This window comes from Bradyrhizobium sp. Crot121, from assembly GCF_059512385.1.
Window position 1 is genome coordinate 89155 of sequence record NZ_JCAMOR010000018.1, and the last position, 23892, is coordinate 113046.

A 23892-nucleotide genomic window follows, 5' to 3' on the forward strand; every position below is an offset into this window, starting at 1 on the left:
AATAATTTGGCTCATGCAAACATTCGGAGTAGTCTAAAAAAATGACTTTCATAAATACGAGATCTGTATGAATGATCGCTTCACCTCAATGCGGCTGTTCGTGCGGGTCGCACGGAGCGGCGGTTTCTCCGTGGCAGCGCGCGAGATCGGGATTACGCAGCCGACCGCGTCCAGGATCGTGGCGGCGCTGGAGAAGCAAATCGGCGTCGCATTGTTGCTGCGCAGCACGCGGGCTGTGACGCTCACGGAAGCCGGCGCGGATTATCTCGCTCGGTGCGAGGCGATCCTCGCAGCGCTCGATGAAGCCGATCATGCTGCACGGGGCACCGGTGAGTTGCGCGGCACCCTGAGAGTGGCGGCGTCTCCGTCCTTCGCTTCTCGTACGATCATGCCAAAGCTCGCCAAGTTTAGCGATCGGCATCCGAAGCTGCGCATGGAATTTTCGCTCGACGATGCTCGGCACAACCTCATCGAAGATTCCGTGGACGTGGCCGTCAGGATAGGCTCCCTCGATGACAGCACCGCTGTGGCGCGCAAGATTGGCACTCTTCACCGGGCTCTCGTCGCCGCCCCGTCGTACCTGGCGCGAGCCGGTGCTCCTTCCGTGCCGGCTGAGATCACCAAGCACACGCTCATTGTGGGACCTGCGGGTGGGTCTTCAGAGGCATGGTCGTTTCGTAAAGCCAGAAAGGCTGTTTCAGTTCGCATCCAAGGACGATTTGTTATCAGCGCGACGGAAACAGCGTCTGCCGCTGCAGTTGCAGGCTTGGGTATCTGTTCGACCAGCCAGGGAAGCGTTCGGGCTGAGCTGCGGTCGGGGGCACTCGTCAGGATCTTGCCAGACTGGGAAGTTGGTTCGGCCGACATCAACGTGATTTTGCCGGCTGGCCGCGCCGCCAAGGCGTCAGCTCGTGCCTTCGCCGAGTTTATCGCGGAGCGAGTTCATGAAATGGAGCGGGACTTTCCCTGGGAAGGAAATTGAAATCGCCGGTATCCGTGACCTCGGGTCACTCGTGAGGAACCTCGACTCCTTTGCGTGATTTTTCTGCGGCCACCATGTCCGTTGTGGGTCATTTTCGACGGATTCAACAGGGGTTGTCGGCAGGTTAATGACGCCGACTGGATCAGAGAGCTTGCCATGAAGAAGGGCGCGTGGGCCAACATCCCGCCGAAAAGCAATCGCAGCGATCCGATCTGCTTCAGCCCCTATCTCTACCGCGCTCGCAACCGGGTCGAGCGGTTCTTCAACAGGATCAAACAATGTCGTCGGGTGGCGACGCGTTACGACAGGCTCGCTGCCAACTCCTTGCCTTCGTTCAACTCGCGTCGATCAGGCTATGGCTGCGCCTTAATGAGTCCGCGTCCTTGCGCCCCACGCTCCGCTATATCTCGAGGACGAAGGCGAGAAACGTAATCCGCCATTCGCTTTCGACCAAACCGGCCGGATTATTTCGAGCTTCACTGTGGAAATCGGCCGGCGCCTATTCCGCAGGACAGGTCGCCGCCCGGGCCTGCGGCCGATCCAGGCGCAGGCTCCACAGCGCCAGGACAAGACCGGCCGAGGTGATCGCCGCCGCAACCAGCGGCAGTGCGGTGAGACCGAGTCCATAATCGATGGTGATCCCGCCGGCCCAGGCGCCGAATGCATTGCCGAGATTGAAGGCGGCGATGTTGAGGCTCGAGGCGAGCGTCCGTCCGGCTTCGCCTGCCGTTTCGAGCACCCGGAGCTGCAGCGGCGCTACGGTCGCGAACGCCGCGATGCCGAGCAGTCCGACCAGCACGATGGTCAGCACCTTCAGCGGAAGCACAGCGGTCATTGCGACCAGGACGACCGCGAGCGCGGCCAGCGTTCCGATCAGCGCGCGCGGCAGGCCTCGATCGGCCAGCCGTCCGCCGGCGACGTTGCCGATCGACAGCCCGAGCCCGAACACCAGGAGGATCGGCGACACGGCAGCATCGGAAAATCCGGTGACGCGTGTGAGGATCGGCTGGATGTAGGTGAAGACCGTGAACACCCCGGCATAGCCGAGCACCGTCATGGCGAGGCAGAGCTGGACCTGCGGACGAAGCATCACCGCCAGTTCATCTCGGACCTTCACCGCATTGCCGTCCTCGCCCACACTGCCCGGCACGAACAATGCCACGACGGCAAAGGCCCCGACGCCGATCGCGGTGACCGCCCAGAACGCCGCGCGCCATCCGAGCGATAGCCCGATCCAGGCGCCGAACGGCACGCCGAGAATGGTCGCCACCGTGAGGCCGACGAACATCGTCGCGATCGCGGAAGCGCGCTTGTCCTCGGCGACGAGGCTTGTCGCGACCACCGAGCCGACGCCGAAAAACGTGCCGTGTGCCAATGAGGTCAGCACCCGAGCAGCCATCAGCAGCCCATAGCTCGGCGCCAGCGCACAGGCGGCATTGCCGAGTGTGAAAATGGCCATCAGCGCCAGCAGCACGGCCTTGCGCGGCATCCGCCGCGTCGCCAGCGTCAGGATCGGCGCGCCGACGAACACGCCCAGCGCGTAGCCGGAGATGAGCAGGCCCGCGGCCGATACCGACACCTGCATGTCGGCAGCGACCTGCAGCAGAAGACCCATGATGACGAATTCAGTGGTACCGATGCCGAAGGCACCGGCGGTGAGCGCGAGGACAGCGATGGGCAAGGACGTGGCTCCGGACTGGAAGGACGGCAAGTCCGGAAATAGCGCTGTGAGGTTGCAGGAATTAGAGGGCGACAAGTCCAATCATTTGTGACACCAGTTCAACATGGTCCGATCAGACACCAACCGCTCCGGCGAAATGGAAGTGTTCGTCCGCGTCGTCGATCGCGCCGGCTTTACTGCCGCAGCGCGGAGCCTGCGGCTCACGCCCTCGGGCGTCAGCAAGCTGGTGTCGCGGATGGAGGCACGCCTCGGCGCCAGGCTCATCAACCGCTCCACGCGCAAGCTGCAGCTCACGCCGGAAGGTGAAGCCTTCTATCAACGTGCGGTCCGCATCCTCGCCGAGATCCAGGAAGCCGAACATGAAGCCGCCGCCGGCGCGACGCCGCGAGGCCATCTCACCGTCAACAGCAACATCCCGTTCGGCTCATTGCATATCCTTCCGCTGGTACCGCGCTTCCTTGCCGAGCATCCCGGGATCACGCTCGATATCGTCCTTACCGACACCGTGATCGACCTGATGCAGGAGCGCGCTGATATCGCGATCCGGGCCGGCCCGCTGCAGGTGTCGCGGCTGATCGCGCGCAAGCTCGCGACCAGCCGCATGGTCGTCGTGGCCTCGCCGGACTACCTCGCCAAACATGGCACGCCCAAGACGCCGACCGAGCTCGCCAACCACCGCGGCATCGGCTGGACCTTTCCGCGCACGATCCGCGGCTGGCCATTCCGCAAGGGAGAGCGGATCGAAGAGGTGCTGCCGCCGCCGATGGTCCGTGCCAGCGACGGCGAAGCCGTGCGCCGGCTCGTTTTGGGCGGCGCCGGGCTGGCGCGCCTTGCTTTGTTCCACATCGGTCCGGACATCGAGGCCGGACGATTGGTTCCGGTGCTTCAAACTCTCAATCCCGGCGACCGCGAAGATATTCACGCGGTCTATGTGGGCCATGCCGGCCCCCTTCCCGCCCGCGTGCGCGCCTTCATCGATTTCCTGTCGCGCCACATCCGGCTCAGCGACCCCGCGCTCAAGCGAACGGCCGACGGCAAGTGGAAGCTGGTGAGGAAATCGTAAGGGGGCGGGTTAGCGTCCCACGCTGCGCGATAATCAACGAGCGCGGGAGAAGCGTAGTCCTGCCGTTCGCTCGTACGAATACGCCGTGGTTATTCCGGGGCGCGCGCAGCGCGAGCTATGATGTGCGATTGCACATCAGAGAATCCATCTGGCCACAGGCGCGAGCGGCGAATTGGATTTTCCGGGCTCATCGCTTCGCGATGCCCCGGAATGACGGCTCCGTCATTGCAAGCGTAAGCGAATCATCCGCTGATTTACCAACCTCAGAGAACCCCGACCACCCCGCCGCTCCGCCATCAGCGCTGGCCCCCGCCTTGCTCAAGGACATGCCAAACGCATTGCCGGCGAAAGAGGCGTATCATGGCGGGACAGACATCTTCGGGCGTGGGCCGGTTTGAGGCACTTGATGCAATGCGCGGTATCTGCGCGCTGCTCGTGGTGCTCTTCCACATCCCTATTTACCATGCGCTGAAGGGCACCCAGCCGTTCGTGAACCTGCAATTCTGCGTCGACATGTTCTTTGCCCTGTCCGGCTTCGTGCTCTGTCACGCCTATGGCCAGCGCCTTCAGCATGCCGGCGATGGCGTCCGCTTCATGGCGATGCGGTTCGCGCGGCTCTGGCCGCTGCATATGGTGATGCTGGCGCTGTTCGTAATGATCGAAGTGAGCAAGATCATCTTCATGCGCACCGACGGTTCGTTCTCGCTGGATTCGGTACCGTTCGGCGCCGGGCACACGCTCTATGAAGCCGTCACCAATATCCTGTTCCTGCAGTCCTTCAACCTGCATGGCGGCCTGACCTGGAACGGCCCCGCCTGGAGCGCGGCGGTCGAGTTCTACGTCTCGATGCTGTTCGCGGTCATCGTCGTGCTGTTCCCGCGCCGGCGGCGCGAGATCTTCCTCGGCCTCTGTCTTGCGGCCGGAATGCATCTCTACGAACGTTCGCCAGGCACGCTGTTCGTTTCCAGCGATTGGGGCATGCTGCGCGCGATGTTCTCCTTCTTCGCGGGATGCCTGGTCTACGACCTGCGCCTCTATTCCAACGGCCGGCTCGACATGCCGAACATATTGGAGGTCTCGTGCGCGGTGCTGGTTGCCGTGTTCGTGTTGGTTACTCCATCCGGCGGACCACAATATCTGTTTCCACTGCTCGCCGCGGTCGTGATCTGCGTGTTCTCGTTCGACCAGGGCAAGATCTCGGCGGTGCTGCGCTCGCCTGCGCTGCAGAAGCTCGGGCTGTGGTCCTATTCGATCTACATGATCCACACCTTCATCTTCCAGATCATGCGCAGCGCCGCCTCCTTCCTCGGCCACAAGCTCCACCTCGAACTGGTGGCTTGGCACAATGACGACAAGCTGGTGGTCCTGGGAACGCCAGCGCAGGCGCTGGTGGCCGCGCTGGTTCTTTCCGTGGTCCTCGTCGTCCCCGTCGCTGCGCTCTCCTATCGCTGGATCGAGAAGCCCGCGATGGACATGGCCCGACACGCGCTCTCCGGGACGGCGCGCGCGGAAGCGCCGCTCGGCTTCGGCGCGGCAATATGGCGGCTGTTCAGTGCCGGCGTGATCCGCGCGGCGGCCGGCTTCCGCGCCGTTCGGCTGCGGCTGCCGTAGAGCTAGCGCACGTCTGGCCGCGGATCGGAAACGAAGTTGTCGCGATTGGGCATCTTGATAGCGGCGAGCGTCTTCGCGTCGAGCACGGCGTCCGGCGGAACGAGGCCGTTGAGATTGAGGATGTAGGCGGAGACCGCGTAGACATCCTCATCGCTCAGCGACTGCGGCGCGTTCTGCGGCATGGCGCGGCGGATATAGTCGAACAGTGTCGGAGCATAGGGCCAGTAGCTGCCGACGGTGCGCACCGGCTTTGCGCCCGCAAGCGTGCCCTGGCCGCCGACCAGGCGATCGCCGACACCGCCCTGCCCGTCGGCGCCGTGGCAGGCGGCGCATTGTTCGCTGAAGACCACGCGGCCGCGCTCGACGTTGCCGCTGCCGGGCGGCAGGTTCGATCCATCATGGCCGATGTCGATGTCCCAGCCCTTGATTTCCGCCGGCGTCGCCGCGCGTCCGATATGGAAAGACTCCTCGGCCTGCGCGGCAGCAGCGAGCCCGGCGATCACGGCGGCCAGCAGGGCGACATGCGATCTAAGCCAGCGCATTGCTCACCTCCCCATTCGCGCTGATGCGCCACGGCCAGATCGCGTTGTTGTGGTAGTAATGATTGACGCCGCGAACCGCGAGCAGTTCGGCAAGTGTCGGCTGCACATAATCAGTCTCGTCGATCGCGCGGCTCTGGATTACGGCGGGATTGCCGTCCCACTGCCATGGCAGGCGGAAGCGGGTGAGCGCGCGGGTCAGGACCGGTTCCTGAAGTCTGGCGACCTGCCAGCTCTTGCCGTGGTCGACGGAGACTTCGACGCGCTTGATTTTGCCGTGCCCGCTCCAGGCGATGCCGGATATCTCGTGGAAGCCGGTGTCATTCAGTTTCTGTCCGCCCGAGGGACGCAGGATGATCGACTTCGCTTCCATGTAGAAGGTGAACTCGCGCGCAGTGCCGTCGGGCATCAGGTCGGTATATTTGGAGGTCTCCTCGCGCGAATAAACCGGCTCGGCCACCGCCTTCAGCCGCCGCAGCCATTTGATGTTCATGTTTCCCTCGAAGCCCGGCAGCAAGAGGCGCAACGGATAGCCCTGCTGAGGGCGCAGCCGCTCGCCGTTCTGGCTGTAGACCAGCATGGCGTCGTCGAGGCATTTCTCGATCGGGATCGAGCGCGTCATCGCCGCCGCATCCGCACCTTCGGCCACGATCCACTTCGCTTCCTTCTGCAGGCCGGCTTCGTCAAGGACGTCCTTCAGCATCACGCCGGTCCACTCGGCGCAGCTCACGAGGCCGACGAGATCGGATGCGGTCTTGCCATAGGGCTTGGTGTAGACGGGATTGCCGGAGCACTCGATGAAATGGATCCGCGATTGCGACGGAAAGCGGCGGATGTCGTCCATCGTGAAGATCAGCGGGCGATCGACGAGCCCATGCAGCATCAGCCTGTGCTGCGCCGGATCGATCGTCGGGACGCCGCCGTGATGACGTTCGTAGAACAGCCCGTTCGGCGTGATGATGCCGTCGAGTTCCTGCAGCGGCGTACGGCCGGAGGCCGAGATATATTGCGGCAGCGTCTTGGAGATATTCTTGACGACGCCCTTCTCATAGACCGACGGCGTGCCATAGGGCTGATCGCCCATCGGTGCGCCCGGCGCCTTCATCCATTCGGGAATGTTGGGCGGAAGGTTGCTGGTGTCCGCGGTGCCTGGTGTCGCGCCGAGGGCGGCCCCGCCCGCGACCGCCGCACCTGTTTGCAGAAAATGCCGGCGGGATGGTCGTCGTTCGCTGTTGGCGATTGTTTGCTCGCTCACGACGCGCTCCCTTGCCGCTCTCGTTGATCGATCTCACGCTAGCACCGAACGCCAGGAATACGCCTTCACATCTGCAAAATCGCGTGAGGCGTCATGGGGGAATTTGCTTCGGGCCGAATCGTTCCGCCGCGTCAGCGCTGATCGCCCGCGCGCAGACGACTATGCGTCCGGCCATAGGCGGCATAGATCACAAGGCCGATCACGAGCCACACCGCGAGCCGGATCCAGGTGTCCATCGGCAGGCTGAGCATCAGGAAGATCGAGGTTGCGGCCGCGGCCGGGCCCACCAGCCAGATCGCCGGCGCCCGGAACGGACGCGGCAGGTCGGGATCGACGACGCGCAGCACCATGGTGCCGATCGAGACCACGGCAAACGCGAACAGCGTGCCGATGCTGACGAGTTCGCCGACCAGCCCGATCGGCAGCAACCCGCCGAGAAGGGCAACGACGATGCCGGAACCGATGGTGGCGACATGAGGCGTCCTGAAACGCGGATGGATGTTTGCGATCGCCGGCGGCAGCAATCCATCATAGGCCATGGCGCGGAAGATCCGGGGCTGCGCCAGCAGCATCACCAGTATCACCGACGTCAGGCCGAACAGGATGCCGAGCTTGATGACCGGCGACAGCCAGCCGACGCCGGCCGCATCGATCCCGACCGCGATCGGGTCGGGAACGTTCAGCCGGTCAAAGGGGACGATCCCGGTCAGCACGAAGCCGACGGCGACATAGACCGCCGCGCAGATCACGAGCGAGCCGAGAATGCCGATCGGCATGTCGCGCTCCGGCGACTTCGCCTCCTGCGCTGCGGTCGAGACCGCGTCGAAACCGATATAGGCAAAAAACACCACGGCCGCGCCGCGGAACACGCCGGACCAGCCGAAGATGCCGACGCCCGCATTCGGCGGAATGAAGGCCCCTTCGGGATTGCTCGCGGTGACCCAATTGGCGGTCGAGAACGAGGAGATCGTGCAGGCGATGAAGAGCAGAATGACGATCAGCTTCACCGCGACGATGAAATTGTTGAACCGCGCCGACTCCCTGATCCCTGCAACCAGCAGCGCCGTGATGAAGACGATGACGACCATCGCCGGCACGTTGAAGATCGCGCCCGTCGACGACCATGCGTGCGTGGTCGCGTCATAGCTCAGCGGCGCAGACGCGAGCTCCGGCGGGATCGTAAGGCCAAAATCCCTGGCGAAGCTGACGGCATAGCCGGACCACCCGATCGAGACCGCGATAGCACCGACGGCATATTCCAGGATCAGGTCCCAGCCGATGATCCAGGCCACGAATTCGCCGAGCGTCGCATAGGCAAAGGTGTAGGCGCTGCCGCAGACCGGGACGGTCGATGACATCTCCGCATAGCAGAGGCCCGCGAAAGCGCAGGCGACCGCGCCGAACGCGAACGAAAGCGTCACCGCAGGTCCTGCATTTGCCGCCGCGGCGTGTCCGGTCAGGACGAAGATGCCCGCGCCGATGACGGCGCCGATCCCGAGCGCGACGAGATTGAGCGCCGACAGCGTGCGCCGCAGCGGCGAGGCCCGCGCGTCTCCTTCTACGCCTGCCGCCTCCTGCAGCAGGTCGGCTGTCGATTTCCTGGCCCAGATGTCTGCCAAGAACCGCCTCCTCGCAACTTCGACCCCGGCGGCCGGTCGTACAGGCTAGCATGGTCTCGATAGGCTACGCCGCTCACGCATTCGACACCACGGGCAACTTCTCGATCATCCGTATCCCGGGACGGCGTCGCCAATGGATCTCCGACGGCTGAACCGCAAGCTGAAGCTTTGGCCAGCGGGTGAACAGCGCCTTGAGTGCGCAGATCGCCTCGATCCGCGCGAGCTGGTGACCGAGGCAGAAATGGATGCCCGTGCCGAAGGAGATGTGGCGGTTCGGACGCCGCTCGAGATCCATTTGCTCGGTTTGCACGTGCGATGCGGGATCGAAATTGGCCGCCACGATCATGGCCATCACGCGATCGTTCTTCTTCAGGGCGACACCGCCGAGCTCGACATCGTGTCGCACATAGCGCGGCTTCGAGAATTGCACCGGCGAGACGAAGCGCAGGAATTCCTCGATCGCGAGGGCGGCGCGGTTCCAGTCGGCCTCCAGCCAGTCACGCGTTTCGGGGTTCTTCAACAGTTCGAAGACGGATCCGCTGATCAGATGCGTGGTGGTTTCGGAACCCGCTCCGAGCAGCAGCATCACCATCGACACCATTTCGTCCGGCGTGATGCGGCCGCCTTCCCTTTCGACCTGCACCAGTTCGGCAATGAGCCCCTCGCCGCCCTCCTTGCGCGCAGCCTGTAGCCGCTCCTCCAGATAGCGTCGGATCTTCCCCAAGGTGAACAGCATGCGCAGGAAGCCGAAGGCGCTGGTAATCTGCCCCATCGCATTCGCCCAGCCGATGAATTTCGGCCGATCGGCCGCCGGTAGGCCGAGCAGCTCGCAGATGACGGAGAGCGGCAGGATGCGCGCATAGCGCTGCACCAGATCGGCGGGGCTGCCCGATGCGAACAGTTGGTCCGCAAGGCCGTCCGCGATCACCCGGATGTGCGGCTCCATCCCGAGCACGGAGCGACGGCGGAAGGCCTCATCGACGATGCCGCGCAACCGGCTGTGATCCGGCTCGTCCTTCGTCAACATGCTGTTGGCGATCGTCGCGATGGATTTCGGCATCCACCACTGCAGTCCTGCGAGCGCCCCGTCCTCCTTGCGCAGCGTGAAGGTGGAGGAATCCTTCAGCATCTGTGCGGTGGTCTCATAGGTCGTGGTGACCCAGACCTTGCCCACGATCGGAAATCGCGTGGCGACCACAGGCGCTCGGGCTCGCAGCGCCGCAACGGCGGTCGCCGGATCGCGGAAAAATTGTTCGCTGGTAAAGTCGATACGCGGTGCCATCGGCCCCCCTCCACCCTGCCCCGATCAAAGTGGTGCGGCGCGCATGGTTGACGGTATCGCGCTCTGCTGAAGTGGTAAATCGATCGTTAACCGGAGCCACGAACCGAGTTCCACCGAGAAAACCCTGATTTTCCCGTACAACTTGGCTCCCTCGCTATCGCCCAGAGGTAAATCCTCACTCAGATGATGTGGATTTAGCAAATTCGGAACGGCGTCGGTTTAACCCTTTGTGCAGCCCCGCTTCCCATAGTGAGAGCCCACCTCAATCTCACAATATCCCGGGTCCGGAACTGTGACATCCTTTGGACGTGTGATTTCGGTGCGCGGCTCGCAAGCCCGCGTCGGACTCCTGGCAACCAGCCAGATGCCGTTTTCGGAAGTGCGTGCGACCGTCGGCCGCTTCGTCAGCATCCGGAGTGCGTCTTCCGTGATCGTCGCCATGATCACGGAGGTGAGCTGCGAGGACCTGCCGACATCCGACAATTATATCGCAACCGCCTCCGTCGACCTGCTCGGCGAAATCCTCGGCGGCGACCGTCCCAAATTCCAGCGCGGCGTCACCAACTACCCGACCATCGGCGACACCGTAGACCTGATCAGCGCAGAGGAACTGCGTACGATCTATGCGCCGAGCGGCTCGGACCAGATCAATGTCGGCACTCTGCAGCAGGATCGTTCAGTCACCGCCTATGTCGATATCGAGGAAATGCTGTCCAAGCACTTCGCCGTGCTCGGTTCGACCGGCGTCGGCAAGTCCACCGGCGTGTCGCTGCTCCTCAACGAGATCCTGAAGTCGCGGCCGACCCTGCGCATCTTCCTCCTTGACGTGCACAACGAATACGGGCGCTGCTTCGGCGACCGCGCCCAGGTGCTCAACCCGCGCAACCTGAAGCTGCCGTTCTGGCTGTTCAACTTCGAAGAGATCGTCGACGTGCTGTTCGGCGGCCGCCCCGGCGTGCCGGAAGAACTCGACATCCTTGCCGAAGTCATCCCGATGGCGAAGGGCATCTACACCCAATACCAGAATGCCGACCGTATCGGACTGAAGCGCATCGATCCCAAGCAGATCGGCTACACCGTCGACACGCCGGTGCCGTATCGTCTTGTCGACCTGATCGCGCTGATCGACGAGCGCATGGGCAAGCTCGAGAACCGCTCCTCGCGCATCATCTATCACAAGCTGATCTCGCGCATCGAAACCGTCCGCAACGATCCGCGCTACGCCTTCATGTTCGACAACGCCAATGTCGGCGGCGACACCATGGCGGAGGTCATCAGCCACCTGTTCCGCCTGCCCGCCAACGGCAAGCCGATGACAGTGATGCAGCTCGCCGGCTTCCCGGCCGAGGTCATCGATTCCGTCGTGAGCGTGCTCTGCCGGATGGCATTCGATTTCGGGCTGTGGAGCGACGGCGTCTCGCCGCTATTGTTCGTCTGCGAGGAGGCGCACCGCTACGCGTCCGCCGACCGCAATATCGGCTTTGGCCCGACCCGCAAGGCGGTCTCCCGTATCGCCAAGGAAGGCCGCAAATACGGCGTCTATCTCGGCCTCGTCACCCAGCGCCCGGCCGAGCTGGATGCCACCATCATCTCCCAGTGCAACACGCTGTTCACGATGCGGCTCGCCAACGACCGCGACCAGGCGCTGTTGCGCTCGGCGGTTTCCGACGCCGCGGCCAACCTGCTGTCGTTCGTGCCCTCGCTCGGCACTCGCGAGGTGTTGGCGTTCGGCGAGGGCGTGGCGCTGCCGACGCGGCTGCGCTTCAAGGAGGTGCCGCCGCATCAGCTTCCGCGCAGCGAAGCCACCATCGCGACCGTGCCGTCGGTTGCCGCCGGCCACGACATGCATTTCGTCTCGGCCGTCCTGGAGCGCTGGCGCGGCGCGACCTCGCACCGCGACGTGCCCAACGACCCCGCGATCAGCGAGCGGCCCGCCGCGCGCAGCACCACGCTGGATGCGCCGATGCTGCAGCCCTCGATGGGACTCGATCCGGACCGCTTCTCGCTCCTGAAGAAGCCATTGCGCTGAGCGCTTTCAGCCGGGCGCTTGCGCTCGCGCCGTCATCGACTATGGTTCCGGCCAAGCTGCATTGCCTTGAGCCGGAACCCGCCCATGACTGAGCCGATCGCAACACGCTTTCCCACGCCTTCCCTCGACAAATTGCCCGAGGATATCCGCGAGCGTATCCTCGCAGTGCAGGAGAAATCCGGTTTCGTGCCGAACGTCTTCCTGGCGTTCGCCTATCGCCCCGACGAGTTTCGCGCCTTCTTTGCCTATCACGACGCGCTGATGGAGAAGGACAGCGGCCTCTCCAAGGCCGAGCGGGAAATGATCGTGGTGGCAACGAGCGCCGCCAACCAGTGCCACTACTGCGTGATCGCGCATGGCGCGATCCTGCGCGTCCGCGCCAAGAATCCGCTGATCGCCGACCAGATCGCCGTCAACTATCGCAAGGCCGACATCACGCCGCGCCAACGCGCCATGCTGGATTTTGCGATGAAGGTGAGCCGCGAGGCGAGCACAATCTCGGAGACAGATTTCAGCGCGCTCGAAGCGCACGGGTTCAGTGACGACGACATCTGGGACATCGCGGCGATCGCCGCCTTCTTTGCACTGTCAAACCGGATGGCGAATTTCACCGCGATGCGCCCGAACGACGAGTTCTACATGATGGGACGGTTGCCGAAATAGCCGGCCGCCGAGGTATGCCGCGTGCTTGAATGGAGCGACATCATCCTGCGCCTTGGCGTCGCCACGCTGGCGGGCGCCCTGATCGGCCTCAATCGCGATCTGCGCGGAAAGCCGATCGGCCTGAAGACGCTCGGCATCGTCGGACTGTCCACCGCGACAGTCGTGGTGGTCGCCGTGCAGTTCACCGAAGTTGGCAAGATCACCGATGCGACCAGCCGAGTGATCCAGGGCATCTTGACCGGCATCGGCTTTCTCGGCGCCGGCGTCATCGTCCATGAGAGAGAACACTTCCGCGTCCGTGGATTGACGAGCGCCGCCTGTGCCTTTCTGGCCGCCTGTATCGGGATCGTCTCCGGAGCCGGAGAGTGGCGGATCGTCGCGACGGCCCTGGTGATCGCGCTCGTGCTCCTGACCGTCGGCCGCCGCACTGAGCGCTTGCTGCATCGCGCACTGGGCGGCCACGACGATCCCGGTGAGCGGGATACGGCGGTCACGCCACCACGGGGACCGGCAAACGGCTAGTCATCGGACGCTGGACCGCACCAGCCCGGCAGGTAGACCGCGTCCTTGCTCTTTGCCGCCGCGAGCGCCTTCTCCATCGCCGTGTCGAAATCAGCGTCCACAAGCTTGCGGGCGACCCTGCGGCGCAGGAAATCCGCCCATAGGAATTCACTGAATGGCGTGGTATCCTTGGCAAAGCCGCCGGCACGGCGCAGTTCGCCGGCGAGGCTGCGGAATGGATCATCCTTCAGGTCGACCACCGATTTCGGCAGATCGCGAAAATGCCTGCGGTCGCCCTTCGCGTCGTAGGGAAAGACCCAACGCTTGTTGTCCATCACCCCCCAGAATGCATCGCGCTCGACCATGGTGAGATCGCCGATCACGGTGACAAGCACATCCTTGACGCCCTCATCGTGCAGCGCGCGGGCGAGATGGTGATGGTCGACGACGTAGTGGCGCTCATCGGGCCCGAGCACCACCGGGATCATGTGCTGGCCGAGCATTTCGGCGCGCTTCTTCGCTGACTTGTGCTCGCGCCAACGCTGACGCTTCTCCTTGACCTCCCTCATGCCGACCGTCATCTGAGTCGGGCGCAGGGACATGATCGTAACCGGCTTGAGAATCGGCTCACGCGTATTTGCCATGGTTCAACTCCCTATTGCTGCCGACGGAAACCATCGAGGGCCGGTTCCACTATGGCACGTCGCCACCAGGGATTGAATTCCTTGGTCTCTCGTTTCGACAAGCTGTGAACAGAGGATCCCCCACGACGCGCGAGGGTGCATCGCACGCATCGCCGCGATGCCTTGCGCCCATCGCCCCACTGTCAGTTCCATGAAGTGTCGCGGGGGATCAGGTTGCGAGAGCGCGCACCAATATTTTACGTGAGGAGCGCGCACGGCGTGCTAAACAGGATCACAACTTCTGCGGACGGACGGCAGTGAAAACCCAGCGGCCTATCAGCTCGGACGGCGAGCACGTGGTGCTCAAATTCCGGCCGCGCACCTCCGCCCATCCGCCCGCCCGCCACGAGCAACCGCTCGAGGCGGGAAAGCCCGGGCAAGTGGCCCGGGACCTTTCCCATTACGAGCGCCCGCGCGAGGAGCCCGATGACTTCCGCCAGCGCATGCTGGCCAATATCGCGGCCTTCGCTTTCACGGTGGCGCTGACCGCAATCGGCATCTGGTTGGCCGTGAGCATCGCCGACCTGCGCAAAACCCAGGATTGCGTCCTGATGGGCCGGCGCGATTGCGCGCGGATTTCGGTGATGCCGAGGGGCTAGCGCTGGAACCGCAGCCCTATCTGCTGCCCAACAAAGCGGCTCCACAGACAAGGCCAAGCTCCATTGAACTCGCGGCCCCGCTCCGATATACGGGCACTCGAGTCCGCCCGGGGGAACAGGGCATTCCGGGGCAAATCAGCCCGCCGCCTCCCGATCGTCCCGGAATTTATCGCCAATATATCAAAGGCTTAGTGATGTCTTCCACATTCGAGCAGATCGCCAACATTATCGCCGAGACCTGCGATATCCCGCGCGACACGATCAAGCCGGAAAGCCACGCCATCGACGATCTGGGGATCGACAGCCTCGACTTCCTCGACATCGCCTTTGCGATCGACAAGGCGTTCGGGATCAAGATGCCACTTGAGAAGTGGACCCAGGAAGTCAACGACGGCAAGGCCACGACCGAGCAGTACTTCGTGCTGAAGAACCTCGCTGACCGCATCGACGAACTGGTCGCGGCCAAGAACGCAGGCACGGGCACGGCGTCGGGCTCGTAACCGAGCGCCCCATGCAGCTCGAATATTTCACGCTCATCGATCGCATCGTCGACCTCAACATCGGCGACAAGACGATCGTGGTGGAAGCTGACGTTCCGCAGACCAGCACGATCTTCGAAGGCCATTTCCCGGGCTATCCGATCATGCCTGGCGTGCTGCTGACGGAAGCGATGGCGCAGTCGTCCGGCTGGCTGCTGCTCGGCCTGATGAAGTTCGAGCGGATGCCCTTTCTCGCGATGATCAAGGAAGCCAAGATGCGTGGCTTCGTCAACCCGGGCGAGGTACTGACGATCGAGGCCAAGGTCGAGCATGAAGGTTCGGGCTTTGCGGTGACGTCGGCCAAGGTTCGGGTAGGCAAGGAATTGAAATGCAGCGCCTATCTGACATTCCGCCACATCCCCTTCCCCCATCCCGATCTTCGCGTGCACATGGACGCGATGGCCAAGAAGATCGGCTTTCCGCTGCAGGCGCTGACGCATGACTGAGCGGAAGGAAGTCTGGATCACCGGCATTGGCGTCCTTTCGTCGCTCGGCGAAGGACTGGACGCGCATTGGGATGCGCTCAACGCCAAGCGCATCAACATCGACGACAAGCGGTTCGCGCCCTATATCGTCCATCCGCTCGCCCCGGTCAGTTTCGACGCGCAGATCCCGAAGAAGGGCGACCAGCGCCAGATGGAAGCCTGGCAGCGCATCGGCACCTATGCTGCGGGGATGGCGCTGGATTCGGCCGGCGTCAAAGGCAATCAGGAAATCCTGTCCCGCATGGACATGATCGTCGCGGCCGGCGGCGGCGAGCGCGACCTCGCAGTCGATACGGCGATCCTGAACGCCGATGCGCGTGGCAATTTCAGCCCCGGCTTCCTCAACGAGCGGCTGATGAGCGAGCTGCGCCCGACGCTGTTCCTGGCGCAGCTCTCCAACCTGCTTGCGGGCAATATCGCCATCGTTCACGGCGTCCGCGGCACCTCGCGCACTTTCATGGGTGAGGAAGCCTCCAGCATCGATGCGGCGCGGATTGCGGTGGCGCGCATCGAGGCCGGCCAAAGCGACATTGCGCTGATCGGCGGCGCCTATAATGGCGAACGCCTCGACCTGCTCGTCCTCTTCGAATTCGGCGACTTCAACCTGACCGGAGAGTTCACTCCGGTTTGGGCCCGCGAGAACAACAGCGGATTCGCGCTTGGTTCCGCCGGCGCGTTCCTGGTGCTGGAATCCCGTGAGCACGCCGAGGCGCGCGGCGCCAAGCCTTATGCCAAGCTCTCCAAGGTGGTCGCCGACCTCGCACAGCGCAAACAGCCGGGCGCGGTGACGAAGTCTCTGGAGGCGCTATGGTCGAAACTCGGCGTCGACGACGATGTCGGCGTGGTGGTCACCGGCGCGACCGGCGCCGAGCCCGTCACGTCAGAGGAGCGCGCGTTCCTGCGCCAGCACCAGGGCCTTGCCGTGCGCGCCACCGGAACGATGTTCGGCCACACCGTGGAGGCCCAATTCCCGCTCGGCGTTGCCCTGGCGGCGCTCTCGGTCTCACGCGGCGCGCTGTTTCCGCCGAACGATCCGACCGGCTTCGAGGTTGAAAAATCCGATCCGCCGACCCAGATTGTAGTGATGGGAACCGGTCACTGGCAGGGCGAAGGGATGGCCCTGGTTGAGGCCGTCAAGTAGGGCGCATTCGCGCAAGCATCGACGGGGGAAGCATGGCGACACCACGCGATAAGTTTGGCAGGCCGATCGTTGTCGTGACCGGCATGGGCATCGTCACGTCGCTCGGCGCCGGCAAAGCCGACAATTGGGCCAAGCTCGTTGCCGGCGAATCCGGCATCAAGACGGTCACCCGTTTTCCGATCGATGGACTGAGGACCACGATGGCGGGAACGGTGGATTTCGTCAGCGTCGATCCGTTCACCTCGACCAGCCTTTCCGAGCGCATCGCCGAAATCGCCACCGACGAAGCGCTGGCGCAATCCGGTATCGGCAGCAAGGGTGACTTTCCAGGCCCCCTCTTCCTCGCAGTCGCGCCGGTCGAGACCGAATGGCCGCAGCGGCTCGAACTCGGGCGCACGATCGACAAGAAGGAATTCGACTACTACGACATGCTGCGCGCGAGCGGTGGCGGCAGGTTCGCGCCCTATCATGATCGCTTCATGTTCGGTTCGGTCGCAAAATACCTCGCCGAGAACTTTGGTACCAAGGGCTCGCCGATCTCGCTGTCGACCGCCTGCGCCTCCGGCGCAACCGCGATCCAGCTCGGCGTCGAGGCGATCCGTCGCGGTGAGGCGGATGCGGCGCTCTGCGTTGCAACCGACGGCTCGGTAAATCCCGAGGCCGTAGTCCGCTTCTCCCTGCTCTCGGCACTGTCGACGCAGAACGATCCGCCGCAGGGTGCCTCCAAGCCCTTCTCCAAGAATCGCGATGGCTTCGTGATGGCCGAAGGCGCCGGCGCGCTGGTGCTGGAGAGCTATGAGGCGGCCACCGCGCGCGGCGCGAGGATCCTGGGTGTCGTCGCCGGCTGCGGCGAACTGACTGATTCGTTCCACCGCACCCGCTCGAGCCCGGACGGCAAGCCGATCATCGGCTGCATGCGCAAAACGCTGGCGGACGCCGGGATGGAGCCGGAGCAGATCGACCACATCAACGCGCACGGAACAGCGACGCCCGAGAACGACAAGATGGAATATCTGACGACCTCGGCGGTCTTCGGCGAGCAGATCTCGAAGATTCCGGTGTCGTCGAACAAATCGATGGTCGGCCACACGATCTCCGCGGCCGGTGCGGTCGAGGCGGTATTCTCGCTGCTCACGCTCGAGCACCAGCGGATTCCACCGACCATCAACTATGACGTACCGGACCCGACCATTCATTTCGACGTGGTCGGCAACAAGGCGCGCGACGCCCGTGTCACTGCCGTGATGTCCAATTCGTTCGGCTTTGGCGGGCAGAACGCCTCATTGATCCTGACGCGCGAGCCGGCCTAGAGCATGATCGGAAGAACTGATCTCCGGTTTTCCGAAGAGATCATGCTCAACCAAACGCTGCGCCGCTTGTCGCGATGAACCGCCTCCAGCTCCTTCGTGCCCGCGCGCGCCTTCGCGACGCCGTCAAGCCCGTGGGCGAGGCAGCGGTGGGCGCGCTGACGATCGCTCTGTTGCGCACCACGCGCTGCTTCGATCCGTTCAAGACTGCCGATTTCTTCGGACGCGCCGCGCATTTCATCGGTCGCAGGCTGCGTGAGGACCGGATCGGTCGCGAGAATCTGAAGGCCGCGTTTCCGGAAAAATCGCCTGAGGAGATCGAGAAGATCCTGGCCGGCGTCTGGGACAATCTCGGCCGCATCGGCGCCGAATTCGCCCATCTCGACCATATCTGGGACTACGACCGCGACCATCCCGAGAACAGCCGCATCGAATTGTCGCCGCGGACCATGGAGCTGTTCGATCAGATCAGGGACGACGGCAAGCCGGCGCTGATCTTTGCCGCGCATCTCGGTAATTGGGAATTGCCGGCGCTGGCGGCGGTTGCGCACGGGCTCGACACCGCGATTTTGTTCCGCCGGCCGAATAGCGAAGCCGCCGACCGCGCGATCGAGAAGATCCGCGCGATCAAGATGGGCACGCTGATCCCCGCCGGCCGCGACGCGCCGCTCCGGCTTGCGCAGGCGCTGCAAGACAACAAGCACGTCGCCATGCTCGTCGACCAATATCTGACCAACGGGGTCGAGGTCACCTTCTTCGGCCGCAAGACCAAGGCCAACCCGACGCTGGCGCGGCTCCGACGTCAAGTGGAATGCCCGATCCACGGCGCCCGCATCATCCGCCTGCCCAATAACCGCTTCCGCGGCGAGCTGTCGGAGGAAGTGAAGCCCGTGTTCAATGCGTCCGGGGAGATCGATATTCAGGGCACGATGCAGGCCGTCACCAATGTGATCGAAGGCTGGGTGCGCGAATATCCGGAACAGTGGCTCTGGCTGCACCGCCGCTGGCGGTGAGCCGACTGCTGCCTTTGCGCGTCATTGCGAGCGTAAGCGAAGCAATCCATTGCGCCACTTGCGGAGATATGGATTGCTTCGTCGCTGCGCTCCTCGCAATAACGGCGGCAGCGAGCCTCACTTCCCCGTCTTCACCCTGGTCCAGAGCCGGTTGATGATCCGCTGGGTGGCCGGGTCGCGCGCGGTGATGACGAACAGTTTCTTCTGGGTCGCTTCGTCCGGGTAGCTGTTCTTGTCGTTGAGAATCTTCGGATCGATCAGCTTCTGGCTGGCCAAGTTGCCGTTGGCGTAGGACAGGAAGTTCGAGTTCTTCGCAGCGACGTCCGGCCGGTAGAGGTAGTTGATCAGCTCATAGGCCTCGGCGACGTTCTTGGCGTCCGAAGGAATCGCGAGATTGTCGAAGAACATCTGCGCGCCCTCTTTCGGGATGGCGTAGCCGATTTCGATGCCGTTCTTGGCTTCGACCGCGCGGCTGCGCGCCTGCATGATGTCGCCCGACCAGCCCACCACGAAGCAGATCTCGCCGGAGGCGAGCGCGCTCAGATATTCCGAGGAATGAAACTTGCGAACATAAAGCCTGATCTTGCTGACGAGGTCAGCGGCCTTCTCGAGATCGGCTTGCTTGGTGGAGTTCGGATCGATGCCGAGATAGTTCAAGGCCGCGGGCAGGATGTCGTCAGCGGAATCAAGCATATGGATGCCGCAATCCTTGAACTTCGCGAGATTCTCCGGCTTGAACACCATGTCCCAGCTATCGATCCTGGCGTCGGGGCCGAGAATCTTCTGCGCCATCTGGACGTTGTAGCCGATGCCGGTGGTGCCCCACATGTAATTGGCGGCGTAGTTGTTGCCGGGATCGTAGGTCGCGAGCTCTTTGGTCACCACCGGCCAGGCATTGGCGAGATTCGGCAGTTTCGACTTGTCGAGCTTGAGGAAGACCTTTGCGGTGATCTGGCGCTGCAGGAAATAGCCGGTCGGCACCACGACGTCGTAGCCGGACTTGCCCGCAAGCAGCCGCGTTTCCAGCGTCTCGTTGGCGTCGAAGGTGTCGTACACCACCCTGATGCCGGTCTCCTTGGTGAAGTCCTCCAGCACACCCGGCGCCATATAGTTCGACCAATTGTAGAAATTGACCGTGCGTTCCTCGGCGCGGGCGGATGAGGAGACGAGCAGAGCCGCGGCAAACAGGGCGGCGAGAAAAATTGAATGACGGCCCTGCCCGTGCATCTCTCTACCTCTTTCGACGGTGCACCGCGTCCGACAGACGCTCGAGCGCAGTGTCGAGGGTTGCATCCTTCTTTGCAAAGCAAAAACGTACGACCGAGGTCACCGGGTCCTTTTCGTAGAAGGCCGAGACGGGGATCGCCGCCACCTTGTAGTCGGTCACGATGCGCCGGCAGAACGCCTCGTCGGTCTCGTTGAGCCCGAGTGGCGACAGGTCGACGGTGAGGAAATAGGTACCTTGCGATTTCAGGACGGGAAAGCCGAGGCTCTCCAGTCCCTTTGTCAGCCTATCCCTGCTCCGCGCCAGGTCCTTGCGCATGTCGTGAAAATACGCATCCGTCTTGCCGAGCCCATAGGCCACCGCCGCCTGCAGGTTGGGCGCGGTGGTGAAGGTAAGGAACTGATGCACCTTGGCGGCAACCCGCAGAAGCGGCGGCGCGGCGCAGACAAAACCGATCTTCCAGCCGGTGAGCGAAAAGATCTTGCCGGCGCTACCGACCTTGATGGTGCGGTCCCGCATGCCCGGCAGCGTGATCAGCGGGATGTGCTCGCGGCCATCGAAGATCACGTGCTCCCAGACCTCGTCGCAGATCGCGACCACGTCGAATTGCTGGCAGAACCGCGCTAGCAGTTCGAGGTCTTCGCGCGGATAGACCACGGCGGACGGATTGAGCGGATTGTTGAACAACACCGCCTTGGTCTTGTGGTTGAAGACGCTCCGCAGCATCTCCTCGTTCAGCCGCCAGTGCGGCGGCTCCAGCCGCAACAGGCGCGGAATGCCTCCGGCCTGACGGATGATCGGCAGATAGGAATCGTACACCGGCTGGAAGACGACCACTTCATCGCCCGGTTCGACCATCGCGAGGATCGACGATGTGAGCGCTTCGGTGCCGCCCGAGGTCACCATGACTTCCGTCATGGGATCGAGGTCAAGTCCGTGCCAGCGGCCGTAATGGGTGGCGATCGCCTGCCTGAGCTCGGGGATACCCATCATCGACGGGTACTGATTGTAGCCGTTGACGGAAGCATCCGCGGCCGCGCGACGGATGTCCTCCGGACCGGGATCGTCCGGAAAGCCCTGGCCGAGATTGATGGCGTTGTTGTCGCGCGCGAGCTGCGACATCGCTTCGAAAATGGTGACGGGAAGGTCTGCGAAGACCTTGTTCATGGAAGTCATGGAAAGTCAGCCGCCCGTCTTGGTCGGCAATCCCGCAGCCTTCCAGCCCAATATGCCCCCTGCCAGATGCTTGTCGTAAGGCAACCCCGCCGCCTGCGCCGCGAGCGATGCCGTCACCGAGCGCTTGCCTGAGCGGCAGGCAAACACGACCTCTTTGCCCTGCGGATCCGGAATCTCGTCCGGATCAAACGTCGACAGCGGCACGACGACGCCATCCGGATAGGCCTCAGCGGCGACCTCGTTGGGCTCGCGGACGTCGACCAGGAGATAGCGTCCATCCGCTATCCCGTTCGACACTTCCTGAGGCGTTAGATCATGCACCTTGTGGTCGGCCACGCGCGTTCTCCAGACAATTCTTGGGCTCAGTTCTTGGGCTCAGCCGGCCCCCGTTTCGGGCGCAAAGTCGCCTCTTGCGCGGGGAAAATCAAGCACCGCAAACAGCTTAGGACCAGCAAAAAGCTAGATCGTGACCTGCGTTCCGACCTCGACGACGCGGCCGGTCGGGATCTGGAAATAGTCGGTGGCGTCGTTGGAGGCGCGGCTGAGCGCGATGAACAGATGGTCCTGCCAACGCGGCATCCCGGAATGCGCGGCGGGCTTGAGCGAGCGCCGCGACAGGAAGAACGAGGTCGACATGATGTCGAACTGCCAGCCGAGCTTGCGGGCGATCGCCAGCGTCTTCGGCACATTCGGCGATTCCATGAAGCCGAAGCGCAGCGTCACCTTGGAGAAAGTCGGGCTGATCTGCTCCATTCGCACCCGCTCGGACGGGTCGATCCGCGGCGTCGGCGCGGTCTCGATGGTGAGAATGACGTTCTTCTCATGCAGCACTTTGTAGTGTTTTAGACTATGCATCAGCGCGGTCGGCGCGCTGGCGGGATCGCTGGTCAGGAACACCGCCGTGCCCGAGACGCGCTGCGGTGGCCGCTTCTCCAGCATCGCCACAAGATCGGCGAGCGGGAATTCCAGCTTGCGCGACTTCTCGAACAACAGCCGGCTGCCGCGCCGCCACGTGATCATCAGCGCCATCACGGCCCCGCCGAGCGCCAGCGGCACCCAGCCGCCCTCAAGCACCTTCAGAAGGTTTGCCGTCAGGAAGGTGAAGTCGAGAAACAGGAAGGGCGCGATCAGCGCGGCGGCGGCGATCGGCGACCATCGCCAAACCTTCCACACCACGACAAAGCCCATCATGCCCGTGACCACCATGGTGCCGGTCACCGCGATGCCATAGGCCGCGGCCAGCGCGCTGGAGGAGCGGAACATCAGCACCAGCAACAGCACCGCGATGAGCAGCATCCGGTTGATGCGGGGAATAAAGATCTGCCCCGAATGGGCTTCCGAGGTATGGCGAATCTCGAAGCGCGGCAGCAGGCCGAGTTGGATCGCCTGGCGCGTCAGCGAATAGGCGCCGGTGATGACGGCCTGGCTGGCAATGACGGTCGCGACGGTGGCAAGCACGACCATCGGGATCAGCGCCCAATCCGGGAACATCAGGAAGAACGGATTCTCGATCGCCTTGGGATCGACGATGACGAGCGCGGCCTGCCCCATATAATTCAGCACCAGCGCCGGCAGCACGATGAACATCCAGGCGAACTGGATCGGCCGTTTGCCGAAGTGCCCGAGATCGGCATAGAGCGCTTCCGCGCCGGTGACGGCGAGAAACACCGCGCCGAGGGTGACGAACCCGATCACACCGTGATGAAGCATGAAGGAGACCGCATACAGCGGATTAAAGGCCAGAAGGACCTCGGGATGCTTGATGATCTGCGGCACGGCTGCAATCGCCAGCACCGCAAACCAGACGCACATGATCGGTCCGAAAAATGCGGCGACCCGCGCTGTGCCATGGGATTGCACGGCAAACAGCACCACCAGGATCAACGCCGTGACCGGCACGACATAATGTTCGAAGGTCGCGGTGACGAGCTTGATGCCTTCGATCGCCGACAGCACCGATAGCGCCGGCGTGATCACCGCGTCGCCGTAGAACAAGGCCCCGCTGATGATGCCGAGCATCACGACCGCGCCGGCGCCCTTGGTAACGGCGCGTTCGGCCAGTGCCATCAGCGCCAGCGTTCCACCCTCGCCGTGGTTATCGGCGCGCAGCAGGATCACCACATATTTGAGCGTGACGACGACAATCAGCGCCCACAGGATCAGGGAGAGCACGCCGAGGACCGCCTGCGTCGTGGCGACGCCACTGTGCTCGCTGGCCGCCACAACGGCTTCGCGCAGAGCGTAGAGCGGGCTGGTGCCGATGTCTCCGTAGACGACGCCGATGCTGCCGAGCGTCAGCGCTCCGAACCCTGCCGTGGAATGCGCCTCTCCATGTCCACTGGCCGCGGGCGTTTCCGCCGCGGTGACCGCACTCTCGGACGACATGGGAGGGAGCCTCTATTGTTCACTGCACAATGAAACAGCGCCGCAGGCCTATATCCCCGCTCGAATGCATAGGTTAGGCGAGAAATGGGCTGCCTCCATGCATTTTACACATAG

General features: G+C 63.5%; 22 protein-coding genes and 1 pseudogene. 13 read left to right on the forward strand and 10 right to left on the reverse strand.

The features are described 5' to 3' along the window. Positions 1–67 precede the first annotated feature (67 nt). Together AC5ZGW_RS18025 and AC5ZGW_RS18030 are read left to right on the forward strand one after the other, a co-directional pair. Positions 68–982, forward strand: a complete 915-nt coding sequence (locus AC5ZGW_RS18025) for a LysR family transcriptional regulator (protein ID WP_130226322.1) — start codon at positions 68–70, stop codon at positions 980–982. Positions 983–1111: 129 nt separating this feature from the next. Next, a pseudogene (locus AC5ZGW_RS18030) lies at positions 1112–1344 on the forward strand (transposase); the annotation flags it as partial. A gap of 137 nt (positions 1345–1481) precedes the next feature. Here the strand turns inward: AC5ZGW_RS18030 and AC5ZGW_RS18035 are convergent. Then, complete coding sequence (locus tag AC5ZGW_RS18035; RefSeq protein ID WP_130226323.1) at positions 1482–2663, reverse strand: MFS transporter; 1182 nt, start codon at positions 2661–2663, stop codon at positions 1482–1484. A 103-nt stretch (positions 2664–2766) separates the two neighbouring features. Here AC5ZGW_RS18035 and AC5ZGW_RS18040 point away from each other — a divergent pair, with 103 nt between their 5' ends. Then, positions 2767–3726 carry a LysR family transcriptional regulator gene (locus tag AC5ZGW_RS18040; protein ID WP_130226324.1) on the forward strand — a complete coding sequence of 320 codons (960 nt, stop codon included), beginning with the start codon at positions 2767–2769 and terminating at the stop codon, positions 3724–3726. A gap of 360 nt (positions 3727–4086) precedes the next feature. Next, a complete protein-coding gene (locus AC5ZGW_RS18045; protein ID WP_130226325.1) occupies positions 4087–5337 on the forward strand; it encodes an acyltransferase family protein in 1251 nt (416 codons plus the stop codon). Between the two features lie 2 nt (positions 5338–5339). Here the strand turns inward: AC5ZGW_RS18045 and AC5ZGW_RS18050 are convergent, their stop codons facing one another. The 4 genes from AC5ZGW_RS18050 to AC5ZGW_RS18065 all read right to left on the reverse strand — a co-directional run bounded on the left by AC5ZGW_RS18050 (position 5340) and on the right by AC5ZGW_RS18065 (position 10032). Next, positions 5340–5879, reverse strand: a complete 540-nt coding sequence (locus tag AC5ZGW_RS18050; protein ID WP_130226326.1) for a c-type cytochrome — start codon at positions 5877–5879, stop codon at positions 5340–5342. Then, the gene (soxC, locus tag AC5ZGW_RS18055) at positions 5866–7116 is read right to left on the reverse strand and encodes a sulfite dehydrogenase (RefSeq protein ID WP_463328262.1); all 1251 of its coding nucleotides are present in this window, start codon (positions 7114–7116) and stop codon (positions 5866–5868) included. The genes AC5ZGW_RS18050 and soxC overlap by 14 nt, the downstream gene beginning before the upstream one ends. 146 nt (positions 7117–7262) lie before the next feature. Beyond that, positions 7263–8750 carry an amino acid permease gene (locus tag AC5ZGW_RS18060; protein WP_130226328.1) on the reverse strand — a complete coding sequence of 496 codons (1488 nt, stop codon included), beginning with the start codon at positions 8748–8750 and terminating at the stop codon, positions 7263–7265. A 73-nt stretch (positions 8751–8823) separates the two neighbouring features. Beyond that, a complete protein-coding gene (locus AC5ZGW_RS18065; RefSeq protein ID WP_130226329.1) occupies positions 8824–10032 on the reverse strand; it encodes a cytochrome P450 in 1209 nt (402 codons plus the stop codon). Between the two features lie 292 nt (positions 10033–10324). Between AC5ZGW_RS18065 and AC5ZGW_RS18070 the strand changes: the two genes are divergently transcribed. From AC5ZGW_RS18070 to AC5ZGW_RS18080, 3 genes are all read left to right on the forward strand, one after another. Continuing rightward, complete coding sequence (locus AC5ZGW_RS18070; RefSeq protein ID WP_028166489.1) at positions 10325–12061, forward strand: ATP-binding protein; 1737 nt, start codon at positions 10325–10327, stop codon at positions 12059–12061. Between the two features lie 84 nt (positions 12062–12145). Beyond that, positions 12146–12724, forward strand: a complete 579-nt coding sequence (locus tag AC5ZGW_RS18075) for a peroxidase-related enzyme (protein WP_130226330.1) — start codon at positions 12146–12148, stop codon at positions 12722–12724. A 21-nt stretch (positions 12725–12745) separates the two neighbouring features. After that, a complete protein-coding gene (locus AC5ZGW_RS18080) occupies positions 12746–13246 on the forward strand; it encodes an MgtC/SapB family protein (RefSeq protein WP_130226331.1) in 501 nt (166 codons plus the stop codon). Here AC5ZGW_RS18080 and AC5ZGW_RS18085 read toward each other — a convergent pair. Continuing rightward, entirely contained in the window at positions 13243–13869 is a 627-nt protein-coding gene (locus tag AC5ZGW_RS18085) for a ParB-like protein (RefSeq protein WP_130226332.1), read from the reverse strand. The two genes, AC5ZGW_RS18080 and AC5ZGW_RS18085, sit on opposite strands and share 4 nt — an antisense overlap. A gap of 296 nt (positions 13870–14165) precedes the next feature. On the opposite strand from AC5ZGW_RS18085, the gene AC5ZGW_RS18090 reads away from it, so the two are divergent. The 6 genes from AC5ZGW_RS18090 (at position 14166) to AC5ZGW_RS18115 (ending at position 18992) form a co-directional block, all read left to right on the forward strand. After that, positions 14166–14507, forward strand: a complete 342-nt coding sequence (locus AC5ZGW_RS18090; protein ID WP_130226333.1) for a hypothetical protein — start codon at positions 14166–14168, stop codon at positions 14505–14507. A 194-nt stretch (positions 14508–14701) separates the two neighbouring features. Next, positions 14702–15007, forward strand: a complete 306-nt coding sequence (locus AC5ZGW_RS18095) for an acyl carrier protein (protein WP_027583603.1) — start codon at positions 14702–14704, stop codon at positions 15005–15007. Between the two features lie 11 nt (positions 15008–15018). After that, on the forward strand, positions 15019–15492 hold the full coding sequence (locus tag AC5ZGW_RS18100; protein WP_130226334.1) for a 3-hydroxyacyl-ACP dehydratase FabZ family protein: 474 nt from the start codon (positions 15019–15021) through the stop codon (positions 15490–15492). Then, a complete protein-coding gene (locus tag AC5ZGW_RS18105) occupies positions 15485–16672 on the forward strand; it encodes a beta-ketoacyl-ACP synthase (protein WP_130226335.1) in 1188 nt (395 codons plus the stop codon). Before AC5ZGW_RS18100 ends, AC5ZGW_RS18105 begins: the two co-directional genes overlap by 8 nt. 32 nt (positions 16673–16704) lie before the next feature. Continuing rightward, the gene (locus tag AC5ZGW_RS18110) at positions 16705–17982 is read left to right on the forward strand and encodes a beta-ketoacyl-ACP synthase (RefSeq protein WP_130226336.1); all 1278 of its coding nucleotides are present in this window, start codon (positions 16705–16707) and stop codon (positions 17980–17982) included. Between the two features lie 74 nt (positions 17983–18056). Then, positions 18057–18992, forward strand: a complete 936-nt coding sequence (locus AC5ZGW_RS18115; RefSeq protein WP_130226337.1) for a lipid A biosynthesis lauroyl acyltransferase — start codon at positions 18057–18059, stop codon at positions 18990–18992. A 117-nt stretch (positions 18993–19109) separates the two neighbouring features. Here AC5ZGW_RS18115 and AC5ZGW_RS18120 read toward each other — a convergent pair whose 3' ends face one another. The 4 genes from AC5ZGW_RS18120 to AC5ZGW_RS18135 form a co-directional block, all read right to left on the reverse strand. Beyond that, positions 19110–20219: a polyamine ABC transporter substrate-binding protein gene (locus AC5ZGW_RS18120; protein WP_130226338.1), complete on the reverse strand. Its 1110-nt coding sequence runs from the start codon at positions 20217–20219 to the stop codon at positions 19110–19112. Positions 20220–20223: 4 nt separating this feature from the next. Then, positions 20224–21393, reverse strand: a complete 1170-nt coding sequence (locus AC5ZGW_RS18125) for an aminotransferase (RefSeq protein WP_130226339.1) — start codon at positions 21391–21393, stop codon at positions 20224–20226. Positions 21394–21399: 6 nt separating this feature from the next. Beyond that, entirely contained in the window at positions 21400–21729 is a 330-nt protein-coding gene (locus AC5ZGW_RS18130; protein ID WP_130226340.1) for a rhodanese-like domain-containing protein, read from the reverse strand. A gap of 123 nt (positions 21730–21852) precedes the next feature. Continuing rightward, complete coding sequence (locus tag AC5ZGW_RS18135; RefSeq protein ID WP_028166501.1) at positions 21853–23778, reverse strand: potassium transporter Kup; 1926 nt, start codon at positions 23776–23778, stop codon at positions 21853–21855. Positions 23779–23892 lie beyond the last annotated feature (114 nt).